This window comes from Corynebacterium sp. HMSC068G04 (assembly GCF_001814885.1).
Classification (GTDB): domain Bacteria; phylum Actinomycetota; class Actinomycetes; order Mycobacteriales; family Mycobacteriaceae; genus Corynebacterium; species Corynebacterium hiratae.
Genome location: NZ_KV818305.1, coordinates 62,245 through 86,729, shown reverse-complemented (window position 1 = coordinate 86,729; position 24,485 = coordinate 62,245). Strand labels below are relative to the sequence as shown.

Sequence of the window (24,485 nt, the reverse complement as noted above, 5' to 3'; positions counted from 1 at the left end):
TGCTCCCATTCCACCTCGTTCCTTAAGAAAGAGCAGTTGAGCTGCACCTTTCTGGGAAGTAGTTCCGGTTGTCCACCCATAAAGATCTGTGAAGTGGGCAGAAAAAACGCTCCTAGTGTGGCATTCTTTTGCTTGCAGTGTTTTTGTGTTCCCTGCACGTTACCTGTCTACTGTGCCACGGCGCGCTCGAAGAGATTCGGGCGCGTTCGAATTTCGGGCCACTGAAGGGCAGGCCGTGTCAGGGGGCACGGCTACCTTGGTTCTAGTCCTTAAGCCTCCGGCTGGTCTTTTCGCCTTCTGCGCCTTGCGATGGAGTAGGTAGAGGCTAGTCGGTGGCATAACTTCGCATTAGGGAAGGTCATCGATATGACGTTTGGTTCCCCAGGCTCGTCACCACAGTTCGGCGGGCGCCCGCCACAGGGGGCTCCCCAGCCAGGCACAGGGTCCGGAAACAGTTCTGGCTCTGGGTTTGGCGCGCCCGGTGGACCTGGCGGATTCGGTGGCTTTGGCGCACCGAATCCTGCGCAGAATCCCGTACAGAAGCCTTCCTCGGGTTCTGGGTTTGGCCAAGGTTCCGATTCGGGTGCCAGTGGCTCCTTCGGCGCGCCGGGCTCGCCGGATGGCTTCGGCCAGTCTTCCCCGGCGCCGGACTACCGCCGCCAGGTGGCAACACCCACGGGCCCCACGAAGGGACCATGGCCGCTTCTCATCGCAGCGGGCGTATCTGCGGTCATTGCGCTGATCCTGTTGATTGTCGCGCCGCTCGTGGCGGCCCCTACGCAGGTCCTGTTCTTTGGCCTGGCTATTGGCGGCTGGCTTCTGGCTGGAATCGTGTCCTTTATTCTCTTGGGTATTTACACGTTGAAGAACACGCAGCGCCAGGCTGAGACGTTTTATGTAGAGGACACCACGCAAACCTTGCTGTACCGCCTCATCATGGGTGGGAGCTTTGTCCTTGTCATTGTCGCTGCGGTGGAAATCGCCTTCTACGTAGGAAAGGCGGTTGGCGTCTAATGAAGAATCTCACTCGTGTACTTGCCCTGTCCGCGGCGATGGCACTCGCCGGATTCGGCGGCAGTTTGGGAGCGGTGGCGCAGGAAGCTCCTCCGGCCCCAGATGCCCCCGCGCCGGAGGCTCCTGCACCAGAGGGACCGGAAGGTCAGCCGGAAGAACAAAACGGGGAGAACCCAGAAGACCACGGCGGAGAGAATCAGCCGCCACAGGAGCACGTTGAGGGAATCGGCTCCGAGTCGGTGCTTTCTGAGGTCTCGCAAAAGAACCTCTCTGATTTTGGCTCCTGCATCGCCAGCGAAAAATCTGCGGACCTGTTGTTCGTTCTTGACCAGTCGGCCTCGCTGGTGGGCTATGAGGGTTCGAAGCCGACGGATGCTGATTTTTTCCGCGTTGATGCCACGGCGGACATCGTCAAGCAGCTGGCCAACCTCGGGGAGGACAATGGCGCAGACATCAACGTCAAGCTCGCCGGTTTCGGCTCCGAGTACTACAGCGATCCGGCTGACTATGGCGGGTGGACCAATGTCTCCGGCAACGGGGATGCTCTCAAAGGCGAACTGGACAAGTTCCGACAGGAGGACCGTGTTGCGGATCTAGAGACCAACTATGGCGCGGCCTACAAGGGAGCACTCAAGGAACTGGCTTCCCACCAGGGCAGCAGCTGCCGCGCCATCGTGTTCTTTACCGATGGCAAGTACTACACCGATGCCGAGGCTCATGATCTCCAGGGAGCGCAGGACAAGCTCTGTGAGGTTAATTCCTCTGTCACCGCGTTCCGCAACTCCAATATCCGCCTCTTTAACGTGGGCCTCGTGCCGGCTGCAGAAGCACAAGATCAGGTCCGCCAGCTCACCCGCATGGCGGAGGGCGAAGACTGCGGCCAGGGCGCCCCTAACGGTGCTTTCTTCGACGCGGGTGAGGATCCAGCGGCGCTGTTCGCTGCCTTCCGTAACCTCATCCCCACCTCGGGTGGTGTGACCAAGGAGGGAAACCTCAAGGACCAATTCGATTTCGTCCTCGATAACTCCGTGTCCCCAGTGCGATTGTCGGCGGTGCCGAAGAGCTCGGTTGGGGAAGGAGAGCTCATCCCGACTCTGACTGGGCCCGATGGTGAAACCGTTGAGCTCAAGCCTGATACCACTCACGTAGCCGGCGCGAAGGTCTCCGTGACGGAGAACAGCAAGCTTCCAGGCATGGTTGATATCGCGATGGAGAAGGACGGCGACCCCTGGGCAGGCGCCTGGACTTTTGGCTACAAGGTGGCTGAAGGGACTGACGGTGAGTACCTCGCGTCCGTCGTTATGGTGCCGGGCCTCAACCTAGACCTCAAGACGGAAGACGGCTCCAAGGTGGAAGGCGGCATCAACTCGGACCAGGTCCTGAAGGGGCAGTTGGTCGATGGCCAAGGCGAGCCGCGCACGCTGGAGGGTGAAGGCACCCTCCACGCCGAGTTCGTACCGGAGGACGGCTCCCCGGTTACCCTCGTGGACAATGCGCCCATCACGGATGGGCAGCCAGTCGACATTCCGCTGGACCAAGTGGAAAACGCGGCATCCGGTCAGCTGGTGACGCGCGTGGAGATCACCACCAAGGGCACCGATGAGCGCCCAGGATCGAAGCTGGATCCCATCAACGCGGAAACGCCGCTGACCGTTACCCCGGTTAATATGCCGACGGTGGGCTCGGCGCAGACGATCACCATGACGGAGAAAGAAATTACCGTCGATGTCCCCGTGACCGGTCCCGGCAAGGTCTGGGTAGCAGACCAGACTGTGGATTCCGCTGACGGCATGCTTCCCGCAGGAGTACCTTCCGTTTCCGTGAGCTCCAAGCACAACTCTGAGGATTCCGCGCTGGAGCTTTCCAAGGATGAGAAGACGACCATCCCGGTGACGGTGAGCGTTGAGGAGATGGCGGATGGTCCGCTGCGCGTGGAGCCGGTGATTAACCTGCAGTCGGCTGAGGATAACCAACAGCTGGAGCTACCGCTGACGCTCCAGGGCTCCATGAGCGCGCCATTGAACAAGTCCGCGTTCGGTCTGTCCTTCGTCCTTGCGGTTGTGCTCGCGTTGCTGATCCCCCTGGGAATTCTGTACTTGATGAAGTGGATTAGCGGCCGCATTCCGGAGAAGCCGCGCATGTTTGCGAAGACCATCCCGGTCAAGCGCGATGGCGCGAACCTCATACGCACCGATAATGGCCGCCCATTTGCGGTGTCCAAGGATGAATTCCAGGGGGCTGTTCCGGTGGAGACCTCTGCACGCTCTGTTCGCCTGGGTGGCAACGACGCCAAGGTAAAGATGGGCCTGAGCCCCTTTACCGCCGCCCACGTGGAGGTTCAGCGCGATGGCACTATCTCCGGTAAGGGCAAGAAGTCCGGATACCGCGCAGTGCTGCCACTTGCTGTGCAGAACACGTGGTTCTTCGTGGGCAACGCGAAGGACCGCAACTCCGGAGAGATCGTCCTGACTGTCGATACGTTGGCGCAGGCCAGCGCGTACGACGAGATGTCCAAGGAGATCAGCCGCCAGGCCCTGCAGCTCTTCGACCAAGTGGAATTCCCCGCCGAGAAGTCACAGTCGCAGACACCGCCGCAGACGCCGCCGCAGGCGGGCCAGCCTGGCCCGCAGCCGCCGAATGCCCCGCAGAGCGGTCCACACCCTGGCCAACCACCTACGCCGCAGCGCGGCCCGCAGAGTGCTCCCCGCAATGGTGCGCAGCAGCAACCGCCGCAGCACGGAGGCTTTGGGCCGTCCCAGCCATCCGGTCCACCGAATCACGGCCAGCCAGGGCCCACAGGCGGGCCAGGGCGCCCCGGCTTTGGCGGTGGCCCCAACGTTGGTGGCGGATCCGGCTTCGGTGGAGGCCCCGGTTTCGGCCAGCCAGGCCAGCAGCGACCGAACAATCCTGGTAACCCTGGTAACAATGGCGGCTGGCCCCCGAGCCCGGGATTCGGATCCCAGGGCTAAGCCGGTTGAGCAGCACACACCAAACCTAAATAGAACAGAAGCGAACCTCCCCTTCGAAAGGTAATTAGAGATGAAGAAGTTCCTCGTCGTCGGTTGCGGTGGCTCCGGCGCCAAGACACTGGCGTTCATGATGGACCAGCTCAAGGCCGAGCTGCGAAGCATCGACCCGGACTTAACCGAGCTGCCCAAGGCTTGGCAGTTCGTCAACATCGACGTGCCGCTCGAAGAGGAAGCCGGCCCACAAAAGCTGCCGAACGTTACGCAGAACGGTGGCCACTACGTTGGCATTGGTTCGCGCCAGAACTACAACACCTTCGATGAAGGCGTATCCAGCATCCTGGGCCGCTCCGGCAAGCTTGGGGAGATCGCAACGTGGGCCACCCGCAACCCCGCCACCAATGACGTGAAGCTGGCTGATGGTGCCGGCCAGTACCGTGCGATCGGTCGCATGCTGACCCTTCCGCACCTGAAGGAGATTCGCCAGGCCCTCAAGGATGCGGTGGATGAGATGTTCACGCAGGAGGCGATCCAGGAGCTCAACCGCCTTAATTACAAGCAGACCAAGCTGGACTCTGATACCGGCGATTCACAACCGGTTGTCCTCGTGGTGTCCTCCATGGCGGGTGGTGCAGGTGCTTCGATGTTCCTCGACGTGTGCCGCGTGCTCACCACCATTCCGAACGTGAACCCGCAGGGCACGCTCGTCTTCATGTACACCCCGGAGATCTTCTCCGATAACAAGGCGGATGACATGGCCGGCGCGTGGCCGAACTCGCTCGCCATGTTCGGTGAAGTCGTCGCCGCGCAGATGGGCAACTCCAGTGACCACGACCGCGCTGTGTTTGAGGCCTTCGACATGGGTACCCCGCCGGAGGGCCAGATCTTCAGCCGTATTTTCCCGATCGGCTCCAAGATGGGTACCACCAGCGCCCGCTTTGGTGACGGCTCCGCCATGTCCATCTACCGTGGCCTGGGACGAGCCTTGGCAGGACTGATGGCCTCCACCAAGGCCAGCGATAACTTGGTGTCCTATGCAATGACTAACACTCCGGCCGGTGACGGCGGCCGCCGCTTCTTCGGCTGGGATAGCCCGACGGGTGGAACCCCGTGGGGTCGCCTGCCTTGGGGTTCGCTGGGTTATGCCCAGGTGTCGATGGGCCGCGATCGCTTCGCCGAGTACTCCTCCCAGCGCCTTGCGCGCAGTGCCTTCGAGCGCCTCTTCAACGGGCACCTCGACCCGCAAAACCCCGAGGCCGGCGAGATGCAGATTGCCAAGAAGCTGGAGGAGCGGCTGCCCAATGCTTTCGGCTCCATCACGCTCGATCCTTCTTGGGCGCAGGGCGGGCAGATCGACAGCGGCAGCGTGTGGAACTGGCTCAACAGCGTGTTTGGCGGTCAAGCCCAGCAGGCCGCAGACAGCGCCACGAAGTACCTGCAGAGCTTCATCCCCGTAGGCCAGGGCCGCAACGTCAACGAATGGCGTGAAGAGTTCGAGGGCAACATGGCGGATCCGCGCAACGAGCAGGCCATCGCATCTGTTCTTAACAATGCCGCCTATGACATCGTCTACCGCTACGCCAACTTCTTCAGCGATAGCGTGCTCGCCGCCGTGGAGGCGGAGCTGGCCGCGGTGGGCGTGCCTTATGTGCGCGAGATGCTCTCCAAGATCACGGATGTTCTCACCAACTCCGACCGCCTCCTGCCGTGCCTGGCGGAGTACTCCGGCTACTACCAAAACACCCGCGTGCTGACGAAGCCGGAAGGCGCGGATCCCATCCTCAGCCCATTGACCGGTAAGGGACAGATGACGGATCCGACCCCCACCGTCAATGCGCTCATGGGCCTGTACTTCAACCAGTTCTACAGCTACGCCCTCATGGCGATTGCGCACCTGCTCAAGGACGTCCTTCAGGACTATGCCGATGAGAACCTCTTCCACCTCAAGCGCGAGCTAGGGGATGCCCACGCGGTGTTGGAGAAAGCCGTGTCGAAGCGCCCAGAAACCAACAAGCTTGCTGACGTCCGCACCGATGAGGTCAACTCGTGGCCGACGGAGCTCGATGAGGTCGTGGAATCCCGCTTCAAGGGCGCAGAGAACGAAATCATGTTGACCGACGTCAACTCCTTCATCTCGGACTACCGGGACCAGATGCTGCGCACCATCCAGGGCCAACAGTCCACCGCGGATGTCACCAACTACGAGCAGGCCTACCCCTTTGCCGTGCGTGCCGTCATCCGCGGCGAATGGGAATCGCTCGATGCGGCCCAGGCGCCGAATGACACGTTGGCGCCGCAGAAGCGCACCAACGATGCCTACTCCAACCGGGCCGGCTGGGTATCCAAGTACCTCTCGCGCCATCCGCAAAACGGCGAAACCCGCGAATCACAGCGCGCACACTACCGGGCGAAGATTCGCCCAACTGATCTGCTTGAGCGCTCGCGTCAGTGGATTAATCGCCGCGACTACGAGTTCCAGAAGTTCAATTCGGTGGACTTGCGCCGCTATCTCACGCTCACCCCAGACATCAACGAGGTCGAGCACGCGGAGCGTCAGCGTCGCTTCATCGAGGCTTTCCAGCTGGCCCTGAGCTATGCCCGCCCGCTGGCTGCCGTCAACGATGAGATGGTCCAGCGTATCCACGGCAAGTCGGTGCAGTACACCTATTCCTTCTCCGATATCCCGTTTGCGGAGCTGGGCTCTGCGGAGACCGGCATTGCCGCTCAGCTGGAGTCAGTGCTGAGCCGCCCTGAGATTGATGGTCCTTCTTCCGTGGCTTTGCGCAATTCGCTCAACATGTCGGACCACGTCCAGCACATTGAGATCTTTGGTTCCTACCCGAACTACTCGCCGATCGTCTTCTCCTCCATGTTCAACTACATTGCCAAGGACATTGAGAAGCAGGACAATTTCGACGGCTCCTGGTGGTCTGAGCGCCGCACCCGCCCGTTGCCGGCAGCACTGCCTTTGACGAACACGGAACGCCAGGCCATGGTGGCTGGCTGGATCATCGGGCGTATCACCGGCCGCGTCTACATTTCGAACCCGGATGCCGCCAACGCTGCGGCCCACATTTTCGATGACACGGATGGCGGCGTCAACGATTGGGTGGACTTCCCGAACCCGCTGCTCATCTCACCACGCCGCATGATCAAGAAGTCGGACTGGATGTCCTCGGTGCTGGAATCCATCTTCATCGCCTACGCCAAGGTTCAGGAAACCGGGCGTTATGGTTTCGCCTCCTCGCTGTACCCGTACCAACTGTTGCGTGGGCTTTTCGACGACGGCCTCGACTTCGCCCACTCTGGCGCCTCGACGCACCCAGTGGTGCATCGCCTGGCACAGTTCCTGGCTAACGGTGACGTCCCGAACCGCGGAGTTGTAGGCACTTCTATTCAGGATCGCTACGAAACTTTCGTCAACGAGCTGGACAAGTTTGCTCGCGGCGCAGACCACTTCGTGCCGGGGCACTCCAATGCTCTGCCGGGCCAGGGCCGGAAGGAAAAGCCTTTCGCTGAGATCCGTTCCCGCGAAGTTGCCTCGATAACGCCGTACTACCGTGACTTGGCGCTGGACGTCATCGCGATGGTTCCGGTCATCCGCAACTACCTGGATCAGGCTAAGACGGTGGCGGAGAATCCCGTGGCCCAGCCGGAGCCGCAGGTGCGTAGCTCCGAGTCAGGCTTCGCCCAGCCCACCGCGCCGGAATTCAACCTCAACGACCTGGATGACACCTTCTAATGACGAACGTAATTATCTTTGGACACGGCGCTACCGCGGATGACATCCGCTCCCGCCTGAGCGATCTGCGTGCGGTTGGTCTCCTGCAGAACTTCCTCTGGATCGACTATGCCCACCCCACCAGTGGGGCCGTCGTGCGCTCCTTTACGGAAGAGGGAACGGCGCGCTTGTCGACACTCGACGAGGCCCTCCGCAGCTTCAGCGGGGACGTCCTCCTCGCCACCATTGACCCGATGGACGCGGAACAACCGCAGGACGTCGACAAGCTCACGGAGTGGGTCAGCGCCGTCGATCAGCGGCTCATCCAGGCCTCCAATCTGCGCGTGCGCCTGTTGCTTTCCGCCCTCCCGCGCGAAAGCGTGGACATTGCCCCGTTGCAGGGCTGGAGCAACCTCGTGCTCTCCCCGGAGGAGGGCGGAACCCCGGCGTCGTCGCGTATCCGTCCCATTAAGCGCACCGCGGACGGCTTCGAGTTGGCACAGTTCGCAGCCCCGGCCGTGGCCAGCATTTTCGGTCTGTGGCGCGGCATGCCGGAACCGGCGGTGTTGGATCCGGAGACGCACCGCGTCATCGAAACCGGTGACCGGCAACGCTTCCGTCTCGTGCGCGCTTTCCACCGCACCATCGATGCCAATGACATCGAGGACAAGGTAAAAAAGGCTGTCTTCGATCCCGCCCAGCGCCTGCCGCAGCCGCAGGTCAACAACATTTCGCGCGCCGTGCATTATGCCAACCCGGAGCAACTCACGGAGCAGTGCGCACAGATGTTCATCAACCAGGAGATTACTCCGTTGGTGAGCGCCCCGACCGGCTATGAGGAGCTGCAGTCCCACAAGGTCAGCGGCTGGGCAGCACTGAAGGATAACTTGCGTTTGTACTGGTCCACGGTGGTCGGCAAGCCCCAGGATTGGGTTGAGGGCCAGCGCGGTGCGATGAACAAGAACGCGGCTACCTTCTTGCAGAAGATGCTCTACGGTGAGGACTCCAGCGTGGAGGTCGTCTTGGCGGGGCACTCCGGCAAGGGCAGCGGCGCGACGAGCGTCGAAGAGCTGCGCCAAGCCAGCGAGCACACCATGCGGGTCGCCCGGGAGCAGCACTTTTCTCTGGGACAAGAACCGCAGTTGTCGCGCACGTGGGAGGCATACCACGACTATGCACTCGGCTTGGTCGATGGCTCGTGGCGCGAGAGCATCGACACCAAGGGGCTGCGCAATAACCAGGGCAACATGTACATCGTGCAATACGGTGGCCAGTCTGTGCAGGATGTCAGCGCTTCCTTCCAAGGCTTCCACCCGCTGATGACCAGCACGCTGGGCTATACACACGAGTCCCAAGCAACCGTCGCGCCTTTCGATCCGGTAGGTGCCGAGCGTTTTGCCGCAGACATCGAGTACACCAGCCAGCAAACCCGCAACGAGGCGGTGAGCCGCAAGAAGCACGAGTTTGCGTCGTGGCGAGCAAAGAACAGCACCACCTTCGCCTGGAAGGTGGGCCAGGGCCTATGGGAGAAGCTGGGGCATGCCCAGCAGAAGTACCGCGACGCGCACGCCAAAGCACGCGAGCTGCAAGAGCTGGCCAATAACTTCCAAGCGCGTGATTTCAACGCGGAAAACAAAGCACTGACCCGGAAGCTGCGCACGATGTGGATCGTGCTCTTCGTGGCGCTTGCCCTCATGACCTACATGGTGGCCGGGCGCTACAATCCAGACTTGCCGCTGGGTGAGTACCTACAGTGGTTCGACTGGCCGTGGTACGTCGTGGGCATCATTTTGGCGGTCGTGCTTTTCCTCGTCTGCTCCTGGGCGGTCTTTACTAAGGCGCAGCGTGAAATCTTTGACTACGTGCAGAGACGAAAGCTGCTCAACCGCAATCAGGAAATTGCCGCCCAGAATCTGGCAACCTCCTCCGCGGAGATCTCGCGCATCTCTAATGCCTATAACCAGTTCCTGAGCTGGTCGGCGCTGCTGGGCCGTGCGATCTACGCACCTTTCGGCCGCAAGGAGACGTCGAGCGATCGGTTGCGGACACCGCAAGCGGGTCTTCCAGAAAACGCTCGCATCGCCCAGGCCGTGCTCAACCGCGACGATGCTGTGCGCATGACGGATGAAATCCGCTCTTACATCTTCCAGACCGAATGGGCGCACCGTTCGCTTAAGTCGCTGCTCGACGACATGAATAACACCTTCGAGCGCAACCGCACTGGCCACTCGGCCGTGGCGCTCAATGAGATGTGGGGCATGGCTGGACTGGGGTCCAGCACTGCCTTGGATAACCTGTCGCGCAACCTCGATCACGCGTACATGCAGGACCGTGACCTGAAGCAACAGGAATGGCAGAAGGTCATCACGGACCCGCGGATGACCCGCAGCCTGCAGCGCTACCTAAGCCGCGTGACCTTCCGCGAGGAGGGCGGCAGCCGCGTGCAGAGCACCTCCGAGTTCCTCGCCGGAATGAACCAGGAAAAGGGAGCCCTCCAGGCCTTTAGCTCCAACGCACTCACCAGCGCTGGCGGCGCTGAAGGTTATACCGAAATTGATGGCTCCCGCACGCGCATCGTGGAGGTCGACAGCCAGACCGCGCTGACCAGCCAGCTTTCACGTTCTGTGACGGTAGTGCAGTACGGAAAGATTACGGATTTCAAGTACTTGATTCCGGATGCGTCGTCTAGCGCACAGCCCTTTGCTCAGTCCTCGGATCTGTCCTTGGATGAGCTGGATGACACGAATCACATGGACTTTAAGTCGCCGGTGCAGGAGAACAACGAGGGCTCAGCCGCGCGGCCATTCTTTGGTCAGCCGGCAGCCCCGGACCTCTCAGACCTCGACGAAACCTTCTGACGGAACCTCTTTAAGGAACGTTGATGACACACAACCCGAAACCTTCGATTGCGGACGTACCGCTGAGTGAGCTGAGGACGCTGCACGAGCTCAAGCGCGTGAGCGCCGATGATGTGCGCGACGCCGTATCAGCACCGTTTAGGCAGTTCGCTGAACAGATCGCCGCCACGTTCAACGGCGAAGAGGTAACGCATCCGGAGCTGAGCGCGGAGGCGCGCAACGCTGCGGTGACGCAGGAAGAACGTGCCGCGCGTGAACGTGCCGCGCGCGAGCGCGCGGCACAAGAAGAAGTCGCGCGTGAACGCGCTGCACAACAAGAGGCGGCGCGAGAAGAAGCGGCACGAGTGGAGGCAGCCCCGGCATTCCCCCAGCCACAGCAGACACAGAAGGCACAGTCTGTGTCGGCAGGTCCTCGCGACTTCTTCGCTGAGTGGGAAGCACTGCAGGCTGAGGAGGAGCAAAAGACTCAGGTCAACGAAGAGGACTACATCACTATCCCGGGCTTCGGTATCCGGGCGGAGTATCAGTACCGCCAAGAACCAGACTGGGTTCCACCGGGCATCAACTTCGAGGTTGAGGTACCGCTTGAGGCACAGCCGGAACAGGATTCTCAAGAAGAGCCTGGCTATGGCGTGGAACCAGAACCGGTTCCAGAGGACACCGACCAGCGCCATCCGGTGCGCTTGTGGTGGCCTGAGCTGGACCACACGCCGGATGAGGTGGTCTTCTACCGAGTGGTAGCCGATGATTCTGAGATGGTTGCCTCACCCGACGCGGGCGACACCCTCGTCTACACCAAGGGAACCGCCTACCGTGACCACACCCCGGGCGAGGCAGGTCTGCGCCACTACGCGGTGTGGGCCTACAAGGGCCGAGACCTTCGTGAGCTCATCAACAGCCAGCCAGTCTTTATGGGAGACACCGGCGTGGTTTTCCCACCGGTCAACGTCCAGGTTTCCACTATCAAGGGTGCTATCCAAGTGTCCTGGGACCTGCTGCCGGGACACTCGAGCGCCATGGTTTATGCGTGCCGGGATAGTGAGAAGGAAAAGCTGTCACCGCGCTTCGAACAAGACGTGGACAGCAGCGGGCGCAAGGCCACCATTCCGGTGCAGGAAGCCGGGCAGACCGTGGTCATTTCCCTGCTGGGCCAAGCGGAGTTTCACGGCGCTACCGAGCAGAGCCAGGACGAGGTTGCCGTTCAGCGTTCGGTGAAGCTGGCTAGCGAGCTTGAAAAGCTGGAGCTTTCACGCTGCGAGCGGCGCAGTGACTATGGCCAAGATTCCATTGAGGTGGACTGGTATTCGCCCAAGACCGGTGAGGTAAAGATCTATCTCACGCCGACCGCCCCGCAGGCGGATCTGCGTACGTCGGCGGTGCCGAAGACGTATGTCGAAAGTGCGTTGTCGAGTGCTATCAGCGAGACCCGCGGCGTGTCTGAGCCGGGCTCCTTCCAAACCACGACGGTGCCGTGGCCGCCGGATTGGTACGAGGTTTACATCACCCCAGTGAACTTCAACGACGCTGATGCCTGGGTCGGCGAATCCAAGGTGTTGCAGCGCGTGCAGTCCATTGGAGATGATCAGTTCCGTCTCATTGAGCGCGTGGATAGCCAGCTTGTTACCTTCGACTGGCCGAAGGGCGCGACCGCCGTGGAGTACTCCACCAACCGCGAGCACGACCAGATTCGCGAAGAGGACTACGACCTCCAGGGAGGCATCCGCCTGCACTTGGATCAGCATGGCGATACCGTGCGGCTGCGGCCCTATGCGGTCTTCGCTGGTAAGCGCACCGAGGGCGATGAACGTGTGATTCAGTACGAGGGTCTGCGCCCGGTGACGTATGACTTCGAGGTCGATTACTCCCAAGGCCAGGTCCGGGTGTTCCTGTGGAGTTTGGGTAACGGTGATAAGCGCCAGTTCTCCTGCCAGGTGGTCTACCGTGCTGACCGTCTGCCGCTTTTCCCCGAAGACGGTGAGGCACTCGGCATCGTGGAGACCAACCTGCAGAGCGCCACGCACGTTGCTCATGGTTTAGGCCCGATGCGTGGGCAGCATCCGGATTTCACGGTGTCAATTGGTGAGCACGTCCAGCGCGGGGGGTTTATCCGCCTCTTTGCGGTTGAGGGCTTTGACAGCCACGTTGATAGTTCTTTCGATAGCTTCGGCGGGCAGGATGCCTTCAGCAGTTTCTCCGAAAGCTACAGCGACCCCGCCCCCACGCTGAGCGCACTGGATAAAGCCGTGGTGGTGGAAGGCGATGTGTCCTACAGGCTGGTGCTGTACCCACCAATGCAGAATCAGACTCCCCACTATGACCAGAACTACGGTCAGCAACAGTATGAACAGCAGAGCTATGACCAGCAGAATTACGGTCTAGATTACAGCCAGGACCAGTACTACCAAGGGGGCCAGTAGGTATGGGCGGCGCATTTAGCTATGCATCATTCTCCCGCGCCAACGGCCGCGCCGGCGGCTGGGGAGTAGGGCAGAAAACCGGCGATATCACCCAGGAGGAGTTGGCCGAGCTGGTGTCCTTCGTACCGACATCACTCAACAACGGCACGACGATCCCGGATTTTCCCTCCGCCCAGCAGCGCGCGGAGCTGGTCCGCCGTACCGCGGTTTTCGCGTTGACTCCTGAGGCAGAAAAGTGGGTCACCATGGTGTCTGTCCCTGCCGGGCTGGATGCGACCGGCCGCGGTGGCAACGTCTTTACGTACACGTCGATTTCGCGCACGGGAACCCCGCCGGCACCGGCGACGGTCCTGTTTTCTCCCGACGTTCCAGCGCCCTTTTCCATCTATGAGGTGGATAAGGTGCAGATACCGGAGGAGATCTCGGCGCGCGGCCCGCTGCACTCGGATGTGCTGCTGGAGGAATTCCTGGATGGGGAGTTCCGCCACCCAGACAAGCTTCCCGCGCCGTTCAAAGCGGTGAGCCCGAACCCGAACCCAACCTTCAACCGCGCGCTGGTCTCTGCCATGGCGACGGTGTTGAACTCCCGCAATGGCTTAGTTATTCTCGTCGCGCCCGACAACCAAGCTGCGTTGTGGATTGCTGCCACCGCCCGCGAGGTGGGAGAGGACGGTTTCGGGTTCTCCACGTTTGAGAAGGCAGCTGCCATCAACGAGTTCCCGCTGAGCACATCCACCATGCTCGTGGTGCCGCCGAGTGAAAAGCAGCGTCTAGCGGAGACAGCGATCCCCGGCAATCCAGTCGTGTTTGCGCTCGATGAAGCCCTACCAGACGTCAGCGCTTATGAAGCACGTGCTGCGGAAGAAGCTGAGGCTGTGGCCCCGGAGCCACAGGAGGAGCAGGCCGAGCAGGGTGCTGCGGCCAGCAGCACGCTCGAGCAGGCCACCACACCGAGATTTGATGATTCCTGGGGCCAGGACCCGGCGGACTTCGGGGCACCACTGACGGATTCCTCGCCTTTTGCGGCGTCGGCCGAATCCCCGGCAGGCATTCCGCCGAATCCGCTTGATAACCCTGCGCCGAACACACCGCAGGAGAACCCCTTCGCCACCACACCGGAGGCCGCACCGGAGGCCGCACCAGAACCCGGGGGAGAAGCATCCGCCGGCCAGGCGCAGCCACAAGGAGCTGCCGGCGGCAATGCCAACGTTCCTGGGCTCAGCGCCGAGGAGTGGCACAAGCTTCGGGAATTCGATCCGCGCTGGTGGATCGAGCACCTTGATGTCAACCGCGGCCGCTCAATCCAGTTGGCCTACCTTGATAAATCTTCGTTGGGGGAGGGGCTGGACAAGGTGTTGATGTCCGCGATAGTGGCCTCCTGGGTGTTCTACTTCCCGCGGGACTTCAACCTCCTGGCAGAGGACGCACTGCAGCCTTGGGAGAACCGCGAGCTCGAGCACATCGGATACCTCACCGCTACGCACTTTGCGGGAGTCATCGCGCTGGAGCATTGCGAGCGCTACGCCACGGGGCGCGTCGCCATGTTGCTGGATGGTACGACACAGTTGCTGGCGGAGCGCTCAGCTCCCCTGCAGCAACGGCCGGGTCCAGCGCAGCGTGCACAGAACACAGCGTGGCAGCACCGAGGCGCAGCTCCCAATGAGCACGGGCGAAACACGGGATTCCACGGAAGGTAAGAGAAGGAAAGAAGCGTCATGGCTAAATACACACTGCGGGACGGCGAGTCCCGCCGCATCGGCTCAGACGGCATCCTGCGCGTCGAAGCCTTCGAGATGGGAACCGGCGGCGCCTCGATGGAGCTGGCGATCCTGGGGGAGGGCGTTGACGCCGTGCGCGTCCACGATCTCTCCCTCATGGTGCACTCCCTTCCCGAGCGCGCCACCATCGTTGTGCGCCCGAAGGGGAATGGGACCTTCGGCCTGCGCAGCGAGGTGCGCCTGACGGTGAGCAACGCGGGCGACTCGGTGACGTTCCCGCGCGTGCTTATCGACGCCGCCGAGGACTCCGCCGAGCGCCTCGCCGAGGTCACCCCGGAATCCGGCAGCTACCGTCTGGAAGCATTCGGCACGACCGAGGGCGCCGGAATTACCGACTCCGCCCGCGAGGTGCGCTCCAAGATGCGCCGCGCGGAGCTGGACGTCGCTGGCCTCGATGCCGTTACCGTGGTCGTCGATGGTTCCGCCTCCATGCAGGTCAACGTCACACCGAAGATCGTTGAGGCGGCCGCCAAATACATCGATGCGCTCTCCGATGCCTTCCGGCACTTCCGCGCCACCGACGGCCAGGACAGCATCGAGACCCACAAGGTAGACGAGCTCACGCGCTTCATCGCGGGCGTTATCGATAACGGAGCGGAGCGCGTCGGACAGCGCCCGTGGCGTGGGCCGACGGTGGCTTCCACAGCCTCTCTTGCTATCTACGTCACCGATTCCCCAGTGGCTTCCATGCTGGAGACCCAGGTGCCCACCGTCGTGCTCATCACGAGCGCCATCGGGCGCCAGGAGTTGGAGCTTGCGCACATCAACGGAACCCCAGCTCATGTGGCGTACGCGGTGATCGACGGGGACGTCGTCAAGCAGCTCGATACCGGCGCCAACACGGAGCTTTCGGAACTGACCGATCGCGTCACCGCCATGCTGAAAGAGAGGAACTAATGAGCCAGGCACGTTGTCCGTGGACCTTTAAACCGCTCGAGGATGGTGTGACGGTGAGCCCGTACACCAACCGCGAGCTGCCGCAGGGATGGACCGACGCCGTGACGCATTGCGTGGCCATGGCCGGTGCGCGTAACTCCGGTAAGTCGCTCTACACCGCAGTGATGATCAAGCAGCTCAAGCAGCTGGCGCACAAGCACAATCGCTCCGTCCAAGCGGCGGATGAATCCACGCGCGAGCGCTACGCGGAGGTCTATGAGCGGCCGCTCTTTGAGGAGATGCGTGCCATGGACCCCACACCAAGTGCGGTGGCTACCGACGCCTACCAGCGCGATCCGCTGATTTTTGAACTCGGCAAGTGGCCGGATGAGCAGGGCCACGAGCGCATGAATTACCTGGTCTTCCGTGACGTGGCGGGTGAGGACTTGGAGAACCCTCCGGAAAACGAGGCGGACCGGGAGAACCTGGCGTTCTTCTCGCACGCGGATTTGGTGATTTTCCTTTTCGATCCGCTCCGCGTGCAGCAGATTCAGGATTTTATCCACGGCCTGATTCCCAACATTGGTGAACTGGGCGCGGACTCTTTGCGGGTCCTGGATAACCTGCTGGATTTGCTCGATACGGATACCCCGCCGCCGCTCGCGGTGACCATCTCGAAGTTTGACACGGTGCAGAAGCTAGAGCAGGTGGATGACGTGCGGTGGAAGAAGCTCATGGCCAACCGCGGTGCTGCCTTCCGCCGCGACACCGGGTGGAATTTCCGCGATTCGGACCGTTGGATGGTTCACCTCGAAGCGGAATCGCTCTTGCGCTTCTTGGGCGCCAACGATCTGATCAACAAGCTCTATTCAGCCGCGCCGCGCGATGGCAGCTTCTTCGTGGTCTCCGCCTTGGGGGAGGCCCCGACGGGCCGCCAGCTGGCGCGCAGCGGCATTGCGCCCTATCGCGTGCTGGATCCCATCCGCTGGCTGCTCAGCCGCCGCGGCGTTTTTGTGCAGGACGTGTCATGACTTTCGGCAGCCCGCAGTCCCCAGGAGCACCGCAGCCGGGCTCGCCTGCCGGGACCGCGCCGGACTATCGCTATGGGCAGGTCAGCGACACCGTCCGCCAGGCCCGCCGCGCCGCCGATATGAAGGCACAGTGGGCACCGTGGCCGCTGAAGGTCGCAGCGGTGCTGGAGATCTTCATCACCAGCTACGCCGTCTACAACATCTGCCGGCTCGTGGCCTTTGAAAACAGCCCGGCGGCGGTAAGCCGCACGGACCAGCTCTCCACGGAGCTCGGCGTGCTGCTGGGCGTGCTGGTCCTTCTCGTGTGTGTCATCACGACCTATGTGCTGCACGCGCAGCAGTCGGCGCGGATTGCCTTGACCGCTATCAGCGCCATCGTGGTATTGCTCATTCCACTGAGTTCGGTGATGCCCGCGTCGATCGTCTCCGCGGCAGTCATCGTTCTGCTGTGGTTGCCGGCGAACCGGCAGTGGTTCGGTGGACAAACGCCACAAACCTAGGCCTTCTTGCGCAGCTCCTCGAGCGCGCGGGAATTGCCCGCTGCGGCAAACAGGTTAAACGCAAAGTGATACATGTTGCGCGCGCGGTCTGCCGCGTTGGCGGCGGTGTAGCGATCCCCAAGAAGCTCAGCTACCTCCGCCATGGCGTTTTGCTCCGAAGACGTGGTGGCCTGGGACGCGGGGTGCTTCTCCAAGAAGTCGAGCAACACCTGGGTGGATTTAAACATGTCCTGAGCCTGCGTGCGCAGGCTCTCGGAATACAGAACGGTCCACTTGGCGGCTACGGGGAGGCTCTTGAGCTTCGTGGAGTCCACATAGCGTGAGGCCAGGATGTCGTAGGCCTCCTCCGGATCGCGGTGGCGAACATCGAGGGCCACGGTCTTGAGGAGGGCGTGCAGCTCACCGTCGAGGTCGCCGCAACGTTGGTACTCGCGGGCAGCGGCGGCAAAGCAGGCCACGCGCTGCTCTACATCGTCAGGGGAGTGTTGTGCGGCATCGCTGTAGAAGCGGGCCAGCATGGGCGCTGGGAGCTGCTGGTAATCCTCGTCGCTGCGTGCGTTGGAGAGGATGGTGAAGGACTGCGCAGCCACGCGTTCACAGTCGGCGGCAGAGTTGGATGCCCAGAGTGCGCCCACGGCCGATTCGAGGATGGCTTGAAGGATTGCGGCCATCGTGGCACCCGCTCCGTCGAATTTGCCTCCGGTCACAGCGTCGTTGACAGCCACGAAGTCGGCCGCATGCGCCTTTGCATCGCCGTTCTTTGCGAAATCTAGAAGTTCCTGCAGATCCGAGAGCGACGTCGTGCTGCCGGGGCTGATTGATGCATTCTCGCTAGCGGGGGCGGACTCGGAGAAATCCTTGTGGCTGGCCGCGGTGCGAGCTGCGGCGATCTCGCCCAGCGCGGTGTCGTCACCAGCCGCTGCTGCCTTGGCCGCAAATTTCTCTGCTTCTTCGGTGTTGTCGTTATCCAACCATGCGCGGGCCACACGCGTATAGCCAGTAGCTACGAGAGACGGCTGCCCGGTCAGCGCTCCAATCGAGGCAATGGTGAGGGAATCGTCGATGTTCTCGATGGTGCCAGCAGCCACGCGAAGTGTCTCCCGCGCCTCCAAGTAGTGGGCGGCAGGGACGGCATCCTCCGCACAGCCTTGGAACGTGTCGTTGGACAGCACGCGGTCGATCTGCTTGTCAATGTGGGCGGACTCAACGGTGGGAAGAGAAAGCCCCGGCGCCTGGGCACGCGCATAAGCGAGCATACGCTCGGCGTCGGCAGAATCAAGCAGGGGATACGTCGCGTCAGAAGCCATGGGGGAGATTCTAGTAGAGGACTCCGACGCGCGCGGGCCTCCTCGTAGACTGGTGGGCATGGATTCTCTCAGCCCCGCCGGGCGCTATGCCCCGAGCCCGTCCGGCGATCTGCATCTGGGTAACCTCCGCACGGCGTTGCTGGCTTGGCTCTACGCCAGGAGCAGCGGGCGCCGCTTTCTTATGCGCGTGGAGGACATTGACACGCAGCGCTCCTCGCGGGAGTCGGCGCAGCGCCAGCTGGAGGACCTCGCCGCGCTCGGCTTGGACTGGGATGGGGAGGTCATCTACCAGCAGGATCGCTACGCGGCTTATGAGAAGGCACTCGCCCAGCTTCCCACCTTTGAGTGCTACTGCTCGCGCAAGGACATCCAGGAAGCCTCCCGCGCCCCACACGCCATCCCAGGACAGTACCCGGGCACCTGCCGCGCGCTTAGCGACGATGAACGGGCCGCCAAGCGCGCCGAGCTGGCTGCTCAAAACCGCGTGCCAGCCATACGCCTGCGTGCCGACGCCTCCTCCTTCACCATCCACGATGCCCTCGCCGGCGAGTACACCGGGGAGGTGGACGATTTCATTTTGCGTCGCGGCGGGCAGCCCCCGGCCGACCCGAACCAGGGCATGGACTGGGCCTATAACCTGGCGGTTGTTGTTGATGATGCCTTCCAAGGCGTAGATCAGATCGTGCGCGGCGATGACTTGCTGTCTTCCGCCCCGCGCCAGGCCTACCTGGCGCACAAGCTGGGCTATCCGGAGCCGGAGTTCGTCCACGTGCCGCTCGTGCTCAACGCTGAGGGTGTGCGTTTGTCCAAGCGCGATGGGGCGGTGACCCTGCGTCAGCTGCTCGATGGGCACGGTAGGGATGCGGGGGACGTCGTCAAGCTCTTGGCTCGTTCCTTGGGATATGAGGCTTCCTCAGTAGAGGAACTGCGCCATCAGTTTCAGCCGGAGAAGCTGCCGCGAGAGGCCTTCGTTTGGGACGGTGCTGTGTAACTCCTCTCCCTCGCCGGCTGTACAGCGGTAGTCTGAGAACAAAAAATTTAACGGAGAGAGAAGCTCAGCATGGAAGTTTTGTTTGTCCTTATTGGCCTGATGCTGTTGACCGTCATCGTCAAGGCGGTAGGGGACAAAATAGGACTTCCCTGGCCGGCGCTTTTGACTATCCTTACGGCGGTGGCGGTTTCGGTGTACGCCACTTTCTCGAATGGCACATTTGAATTCTCCGTGCCTGCTGACCTCATTCTTCCCATCTTCTTGCCGCCATTGTTGTGGGCGCTGGCAAGGAGAACATCGTGGGGTGTCATTCGTGAGCAGTGGATGACCATCCTGGCTCTGTCCGTGCTGCTCGTGGTGGCTACGACCCTGGCGGTGGGATTCACCGCCCGTGCTTTCATGCCGGGCTTGGGGCTCGCTGCCGCCATCCTTATCGGCGCCGCGATTGCCCCGCCAGATCCGGTGGCCGTCGAGGCCGTGGCAGAACCAGCCGGTATCCCGCGGCGCATCATTTCCGTGCTGCAGATTGAGGGCCTGTTCAATGATGCTGCGTCTATTGTGGCCTTCCACCTCGCCCTGGAAGCCGTGACGAGCTCGGGGGAGATGCACGCCGGGGAAGCGGTGACGAGTTTCCTCTACTCCGCGGCGGTAGCCACCATTCTCGGGCTCGTCGTGGGGCGCGTGTCTTCGTGGTTCGTCGGCGCGGTTCACGAGGTTATCGCTCGCAACGCGTTGACGTGGGTGATTCCTTTTGCCGTGTACATCGCCGCGGAGGAGCTCGGTGCCTCCGGTGTCATCGCTGTGGTGATTGCTGCGGTGGAACTGCACTCCCGCGCACCGATTCAAGCCGAGGACCGACTCTCCGGTCAGTCATTCTGGGAGACCGTCGAGCTGCTTTTCACGGGTGTGGCCTTCGGCCTCATTGGCTTAACCGTGTTCAGCGCCATCGACGCCGCGGGCGCGGATCTCTGGCATGCGGTCATCATCGGCGTCATCCTGTCCGTTGTTGCCTTCCTCGTGCGCTTGGTGTGGATGTACGCCTTCTATCTCATTAACAAGCGCCGCGGAAAGCCGCGTCTGGCGCCGCTGCGCCTGCAAGAAGTGCTGCTTATGACGTGGTCCGGCATGCGCGGTCTGGTGACTCTTGCGCTGGTTCTGTCTGTTCCAAGTGGTTTGAGCTTCTATAACGAGTTGACCGTTATCGCCCTCGTGGTGCTGCTCATGACCATGGTGATTCCCGGCCTGTTGCTGCCGTGGCTTATGCGTCAGCTCGACCTCACTACGTATTCGCAGGCAGCCACGGATAAGATGCGCGCGACCATTACCTCCCGCGCGCGTAAAGCCGGCATTGCTGCGATGCGCGCGAAGTATGAGGAACTGGACCCCGACACTGCGGCAAATATTGCCCAATGGTTTGAGGACCGCCTCGGTGAGGACGAGGATGGTGAGGACGCTACAACGCGTCTGCGCATGGCTATCGAGGCCCGTGAGGTGGCCCTCGCGGCACGGCGAACAGCCCTCGCAGGCGCCCAGCAAGAATTGCTGCGCCTGCGCCGCGATAGGGAATTCAACCCGATGATTGTGGATGAAGTGCTTGCCGACGTTGACCGGATGTCCCTCGGCGCAAAGAAACACAGTTGAGGGGGAGTGCTGATCCGTGACTAAGAATGGTGGCGAGAGGAGCGAATCAATGGACGCCTATGAGTACGCCCAGCTGGAAGACGGCCTGGATTACCTCTACGACTTCTTCGACGCTGACTTGGAGGAGCGCGTGCGCGCCGGGCGTGAGCTGCTGCCAGAAGGTATGGAAGACATTTTGGGCGACCACACCCTGGAAGACTACGTCTGGTTGTGGATCAAAGAACCTGGTCCCCGCGGCTTCCGCCAGTTCCTGCGCGATGGCGGCTATGGCGAGGCCGAGGTGAAAGAGGCTTTTCTGCTTGCCCGCACCGAGTGGGGCATGAACACCCCGCCGCACGTGGAGTGGCTCAAGGAAGACGGTTTCGAGGCCCCCGAGTTCGAGTAGGGGTGTGCAGCTGTGGGTGTTCGATGGAGGCGCCCAGCTCGAGTGCCCAACCGCAAAGGAACCAAAGTACTGGCACCTTATGCAAAGATCTGCATGCAACCACCTGGGGTTTTTCATCCTAGGCCCCGCAAATGGTGCCTTTGCTTTGGTTCCTTTGCTTGAAGGCTCCAAGCCACCGCATGAAGAATCCAATAGCCTCGATTTCTAATACCGCACACGGGCAAAGGGCATTTGGAATAATCGCGACTAATCTTTGGCCCAGCGAGAAAGGTTATGCCAATCATGCGATTCGATCATTTGACCATCTTGACCCGCAATATCGAAGCCTCATGGGAGTTCTACCATCAACTTCCAAACTCCGAAGCAAAGCCATTGTCTGCTGAAGAAGGATATTTTGAAGTGTCGTTTGATGGCAGCGTAATTGGCGTATTCGATTCTTCAGCTTTTGCTTCAGCCACTAACACTAGTCCGGCGACCCCCGGCGGAGCAGTAATCCAGTTTTCTGTCGAGGACGTCGACGAGTACTGGAGTCAACTTCCAGATTCCTATCGCGAGGCTTCTGCCTCACCGAAGAAAATGCCATGGGGTTCTTATTCCGCCTACATTTCGGATCCAGACGGAAACATCTTGGAGTTCTATACGTGGTGAAACGGGGGCTTGGCTCCGGATAAAGAAGAAGTCCCCCTGGATGATGACATCCAGGGGGACTTCCCAGTGGCGGAGGATAGGGGATTTGAACCCCTGAGGGATGTGACTCCCGCACGCGTTCCAGGCGTGTGACATAGGCCGCTAGTCGAATCCTCCGCTGGAAAACATTACATGATCCCCCTAATGAAGCAAAATCGCCAGGTCAGGGCGAAAAAGTTAAGGATGTAGTGGCTTGAGGCGGAAAGCGCGCTTGGAAGCGGAGTGGGGAGCTGGGTGGTGGGGGAGCGGTTTGGCGTCGGCAAGCAAGGCGCGCTAGGCTAGACCGCAGGATTCCGCGTGGCGTCCATCCTCTGAACTCCCCCAGGGCAGGAATGCAGCAAGGGTCAGGAGGCTCTGGCGGGTGCGCGGGGTCCCCTTTTTATTTGTGTGCTTTCACACGGGGGATGTGACGGGGCGTTAGTATGGTTGCCATATGTCCGCACTACGTCCCGGAAGGAAGACGGATGTCTCTTCTTAATCTTGAAAAGTCCGAGCTTGATGAGCTTGCCGCGCAGGTGCGCAAGGACTACGAGGCCCTCAAGGCTGAGGGGTTGGATCTTGACTTGACCCGCGGTAAGCCGTCCAAGGCGCAGCTTGATCTGTCCAACGATCTGCTCGTTCTGCCGGGGCGCGGCCACTACACCGATGCTGCGGGTAATGACCTGCGCAACTATGGCAACCAGAAGGGCATCAAGGAGCTGCGCGATCTGTGGGGCAAGCTCACCAACATGGACCCAGAGCTCCTCATTGCGGCGGACTCTTCCTCCCTGAACATCATGTATGACCTCATCCTGTGGGCCTACACCTTTGGCACTAACAGCTCTGAGAAGCCGTGGTCCAAGGAGGAGACCATCAAGTGGATCTGCCCCACCCCGGGATATGACCGCCACTTCGCCATCACGGAGTCCTTCGGTTTCGAGCTGATTTCGGTGCCGATGGAAGAAGATGGCCCGGACATCGAAGCAGTCGAGGAGCTGGCCAAGGACCCGCAGGTCAAGGGTATGTGGGTTGTGCCGATGTTCTCCAACCCCACGGGTGCCGTCATCTCGGAAGAGAAGACTCGCCGCCTTGCTGCGATGGAGACCGGCGCACCGGACTTCCGCATCGTGTGGGACAACGCTTATGCCGTGCACACGCTGACTGAGGACTTCCCGGAGATTCTGCCGATTCTGGAGATTGCGGAACAGGAAGGAAACCCGGACCGCTTCTGGGCCATGTCTTCTTCGTCGAAGATCACCTTCGCTGGCTCCGGCGTGAGCTTCTTCGGCTCCTCCGAAGACAACCTCGAGTGGTACCTGGAGCACGCCGGTATCCGCGGCATTGGCCCGAACAAGATTAACCAGCTGGCACACTACGAGTTCTTTGGTTCCGCCGAGGGCGTGCGCGCGGTGATGCGCCGCCACGCTGCGCTGTTGGCGCCGAAGTTCGAGTCGGTTCTTCGCATCCTGGATAAGAACCTCACCCACCATGAGATCGCGGACTGGACCCACCCCAAGGGCGGCTACTTCATCTCCCTCAACGTGATGGAGGGTACCGCGACCCGAGTCTGGGAACTGGCCCGCGATGCCGGCATTCTCCTGACTCAGGCCGGCTCTGCCTTCCCTTACGGCGAGGATGCCAAGGACCACAACATTCGCTTGGCTCCGTCCCTGCCCCCGCAGGAAGAAGTTGAGGCAGCCATGGATGGCGTGGCCACCTGTGTGCTGCTCGCCGCACTGGAGAAGCTGGGGGCATAAGGCAATCAACTCCGACGAGACGGCCTATTGGCTTGACCAGATCATCCCGACTGACCTCGAGTTTAAAAACGTCGAGGGGCAGCGCCTGGGCTTAGCCTCACTGGAGGGGGATCAGTCCCTCGCCGTCACGTGTGAGTTTGCCGCCGTCGACACCGGGCTAGCGCACGCCGAGCAAGGCATCGACGTGCGCTGTGAGCTCCTCACCGTCGCCCGCACCGGGCAGGTGGAGGTGGCTGCCGCAGTGAGTGCTGCGGCGGCGTTGCTCACGGAAGCTGCAGGCTTGTTGCCCGCGCAACCGGGCCTGCTCTTGCCCAAGCTCTTTGCCGAAGACGATGAGCGCTTCGCTCACTTGAGCGTGCGTCATGGCATGCTCATCGCCCCGTACCTGTGGGGCGGCCAGACCCCGCAGGTGGCGGAGGAAGGCCGCCTAACGCTGGTGTGCCAACTGCTCATGCTGAGCGACGCCGAGTATGCCTACGCCGTCGAGGAAGGCGTGCCGGCGCTGCAGCAGGCGGTGGCAGAGCAAGGCATCGATCTGCTGGATTGGCAGCGCTCGGAGTGACGTGTCGGGATGAAA

At 61.6% G+C, this 24,485-nt stretch carries 16 protein-coding genes, 1 tRNA gene and 1 other RNA gene; 16 read left to right on the top strand and 2 right to left on the bottom strand.

Features of this window, described 5'->3' with window-relative positions:
• Positions 1 to 366: 366 nt before the first annotated feature.
• The 9 genes from HMPREF2993_RS13840 (at position 367) to HMPREF2993_RS04640 (ending at position 17,161) form a co-directional block, all read left to right on the top strand.
• Positions 367 to 1,014, top strand: coding sequence for a hypothetical protein (locus HMPREF2993_RS13840; protein ID WP_232751584.1), 648 nt, complete (start codon positions 367 to 369; stop codon positions 1,012 to 1,014).
• Positions 1,014 to 3,983: a VWA domain-containing protein gene (locus HMPREF2993_RS04675; protein ID WP_070701290.1), complete on the top strand. Its 2,970-nt coding sequence runs from the start codon at positions 1,014 to 1,016 to the stop codon at positions 3,981 to 3,983. Before HMPREF2993_RS13840 ends, HMPREF2993_RS04675 begins: the two co-directional genes overlap by 1 nt.
• A gap of 70 nt (positions 3,984 to 4,053) precedes the next feature.
• Complete coding sequence (locus HMPREF2993_RS04670) at positions 4,054 to 7,722, top strand: tubulin-like doman-containing protein (protein ID WP_070701288.1); 3,669 nt, start codon at positions 4,054 to 4,056, stop codon at positions 7,720 to 7,722.
• Positions 7,722 to 10,559 carry a hypothetical protein gene (locus HMPREF2993_RS04665; protein WP_070701286.1) on the top strand — a complete coding sequence of 946 codons (2,838 nt, stop codon included), beginning with the start codon at positions 7,722 to 7,724 and terminating at the stop codon, positions 10,557 to 10,559. The genes HMPREF2993_RS04670 and HMPREF2993_RS04665 overlap by 1 nt, the downstream gene beginning before the upstream one ends.
• A gap of 23 nt (positions 10,560 to 10,582) precedes the next feature.
• Entirely contained in the window at positions 10,583 to 12,976 is a 2,394-nt protein-coding gene (locus HMPREF2993_RS04660; RefSeq protein ID WP_070701284.1) for a SaeA-related protein, read from the top strand.
• 2 nt (positions 12,977 to 12,978) lie between these two features.
• Positions 12,979 to 14,673: a GAP1-N2 domain-containing protein gene (locus HMPREF2993_RS04655; RefSeq protein ID WP_070701282.1), complete on the top strand. Its 1,695-nt coding sequence runs from the start codon at positions 12,979 to 12,981 to the stop codon at positions 14,671 to 14,673.
• An 18-nt stretch (positions 14,674 to 14,691) separates the two neighbouring features.
• Positions 14,692 to 15,651: a hypothetical protein gene (locus HMPREF2993_RS04650; RefSeq protein WP_070509676.1), complete on the top strand. Its 960-nt coding sequence runs from the start codon at positions 14,692 to 14,694 to the stop codon at positions 15,649 to 15,651.
• Entirely contained in the window at positions 15,651 to 16,661 is a 1,011-nt protein-coding gene (locus HMPREF2993_RS04645) for a TRAFAC clade GTPase domain-containing protein (protein WP_070701280.1), read from the top strand. The genes HMPREF2993_RS04650 and HMPREF2993_RS04645 overlap by 1 nt, the downstream gene beginning before the upstream one ends.
• Positions 16,658 to 17,161 carry a hypothetical protein gene (locus HMPREF2993_RS04640; RefSeq protein ID WP_049157805.1) on the top strand — a complete coding sequence of 168 codons (504 nt, stop codon included), beginning with the start codon at positions 16,658 to 16,660 and terminating at the stop codon, positions 17,159 to 17,161. Before HMPREF2993_RS04645 ends, HMPREF2993_RS04640 begins: the two co-directional genes overlap by 4 nt.
• Here the strand turns inward: HMPREF2993_RS04640 and HMPREF2993_RS04635 are convergent.
• The gene (locus tag HMPREF2993_RS04635) at positions 17,158 to 18,468 is read right to left on the bottom strand and encodes a hypothetical protein (RefSeq protein ID WP_070701278.1); all 1,311 of its coding nucleotides are present in this window, start codon (positions 18,466 to 18,468) and stop codon (positions 17,158 to 17,160) included. The genes HMPREF2993_RS04640 and HMPREF2993_RS04635 overlap by 4 nt on opposite strands.
• A gap of 58 nt (positions 18,469 to 18,526) precedes the next feature.
• Here HMPREF2993_RS04635 and gluQRS point away from each other — a divergent pair, with 58 nt between their 5' ends.
• The 4 genes from gluQRS (at position 18,527) to HMPREF2993_RS04610 (ending at position 22,133) form a co-directional block, all read left to right on the top strand.
• Positions 18,527 to 19,459, top strand: a complete 933-nt coding sequence (gene gluQRS, locus HMPREF2993_RS04630; protein ID WP_049157808.1) for a tRNA glutamyl-Q(34) synthetase GluQRS — start codon at positions 18,527 to 18,529, stop codon at positions 19,457 to 19,459.
• Between the two features lie 69 nt (positions 19,460 to 19,528).
• Positions 19,529 to 21,100: a cation:proton antiporter gene (locus tag HMPREF2993_RS04625; protein WP_046648841.1), complete on the top strand. Its 1,572-nt coding sequence runs from the start codon at positions 19,529 to 19,531 to the stop codon at positions 21,098 to 21,100.
• Positions 21,101 to 21,149: 49 nt separating this feature from the next.
• Positions 21,150 to 21,485: a hypothetical protein gene (locus tag HMPREF2993_RS04620; RefSeq protein ID WP_070701276.1), complete on the top strand. Its 336-nt coding sequence runs from the start codon at positions 21,150 to 21,152 to the stop codon at positions 21,483 to 21,485.
• Between the two features lie 282 nt (positions 21,486 to 21,767).
• On the top strand, positions 21,768 to 22,133 hold the full coding sequence (locus HMPREF2993_RS04610) for a VOC family protein (RefSeq protein ID WP_070701272.1): 366 nt from the start codon (positions 21,768 to 21,770) through the stop codon (positions 22,131 to 22,133).
• A 67-nt stretch (positions 22,134 to 22,200) separates the two neighbouring features.
• Here HMPREF2993_RS04610 and HMPREF2993_RS04605 read toward each other — a convergent pair.
• Positions 22,201 to 22,289, bottom strand: a tRNA-Ser gene (locus HMPREF2993_RS04605).
• Positions 22,290 to 22,456: 167 nt separating this feature from the next.
• Between HMPREF2993_RS04605 and ffs the strand changes: the two genes are divergently transcribed.
• From ffs to HMPREF2993_RS04590, 3 genes are all read left to right on the top strand, one after another.
• An RNA gene (ffs, locus tag HMPREF2993_RS04600) (signal recognition particle sRNA small type) lies at positions 22,457 to 22,555 on the top strand.
• A gap of 81 nt (positions 22,556 to 22,636) precedes the next feature.
• Positions 22,637 to 23,908 carry an aspartate aminotransferase type Ic gene (locus HMPREF2993_RS04595; RefSeq protein WP_070701270.1) on the top strand — a complete coding sequence of 424 codons (1,272 nt, stop codon included), beginning with the start codon at positions 22,637 to 22,639 and terminating at the stop codon, positions 23,906 to 23,908.
• A complete protein-coding gene (locus HMPREF2993_RS04590) occupies positions 23,856 to 24,470 on the top strand; it encodes a suppressor of fused domain protein (protein WP_246822353.1) in 615 nt (204 codons plus the stop codon). Before HMPREF2993_RS04595 ends, HMPREF2993_RS04590 begins: the two co-directional genes overlap by 53 nt.
• Positions 24,471 to 24,485 lie beyond the last annotated feature (15 nt).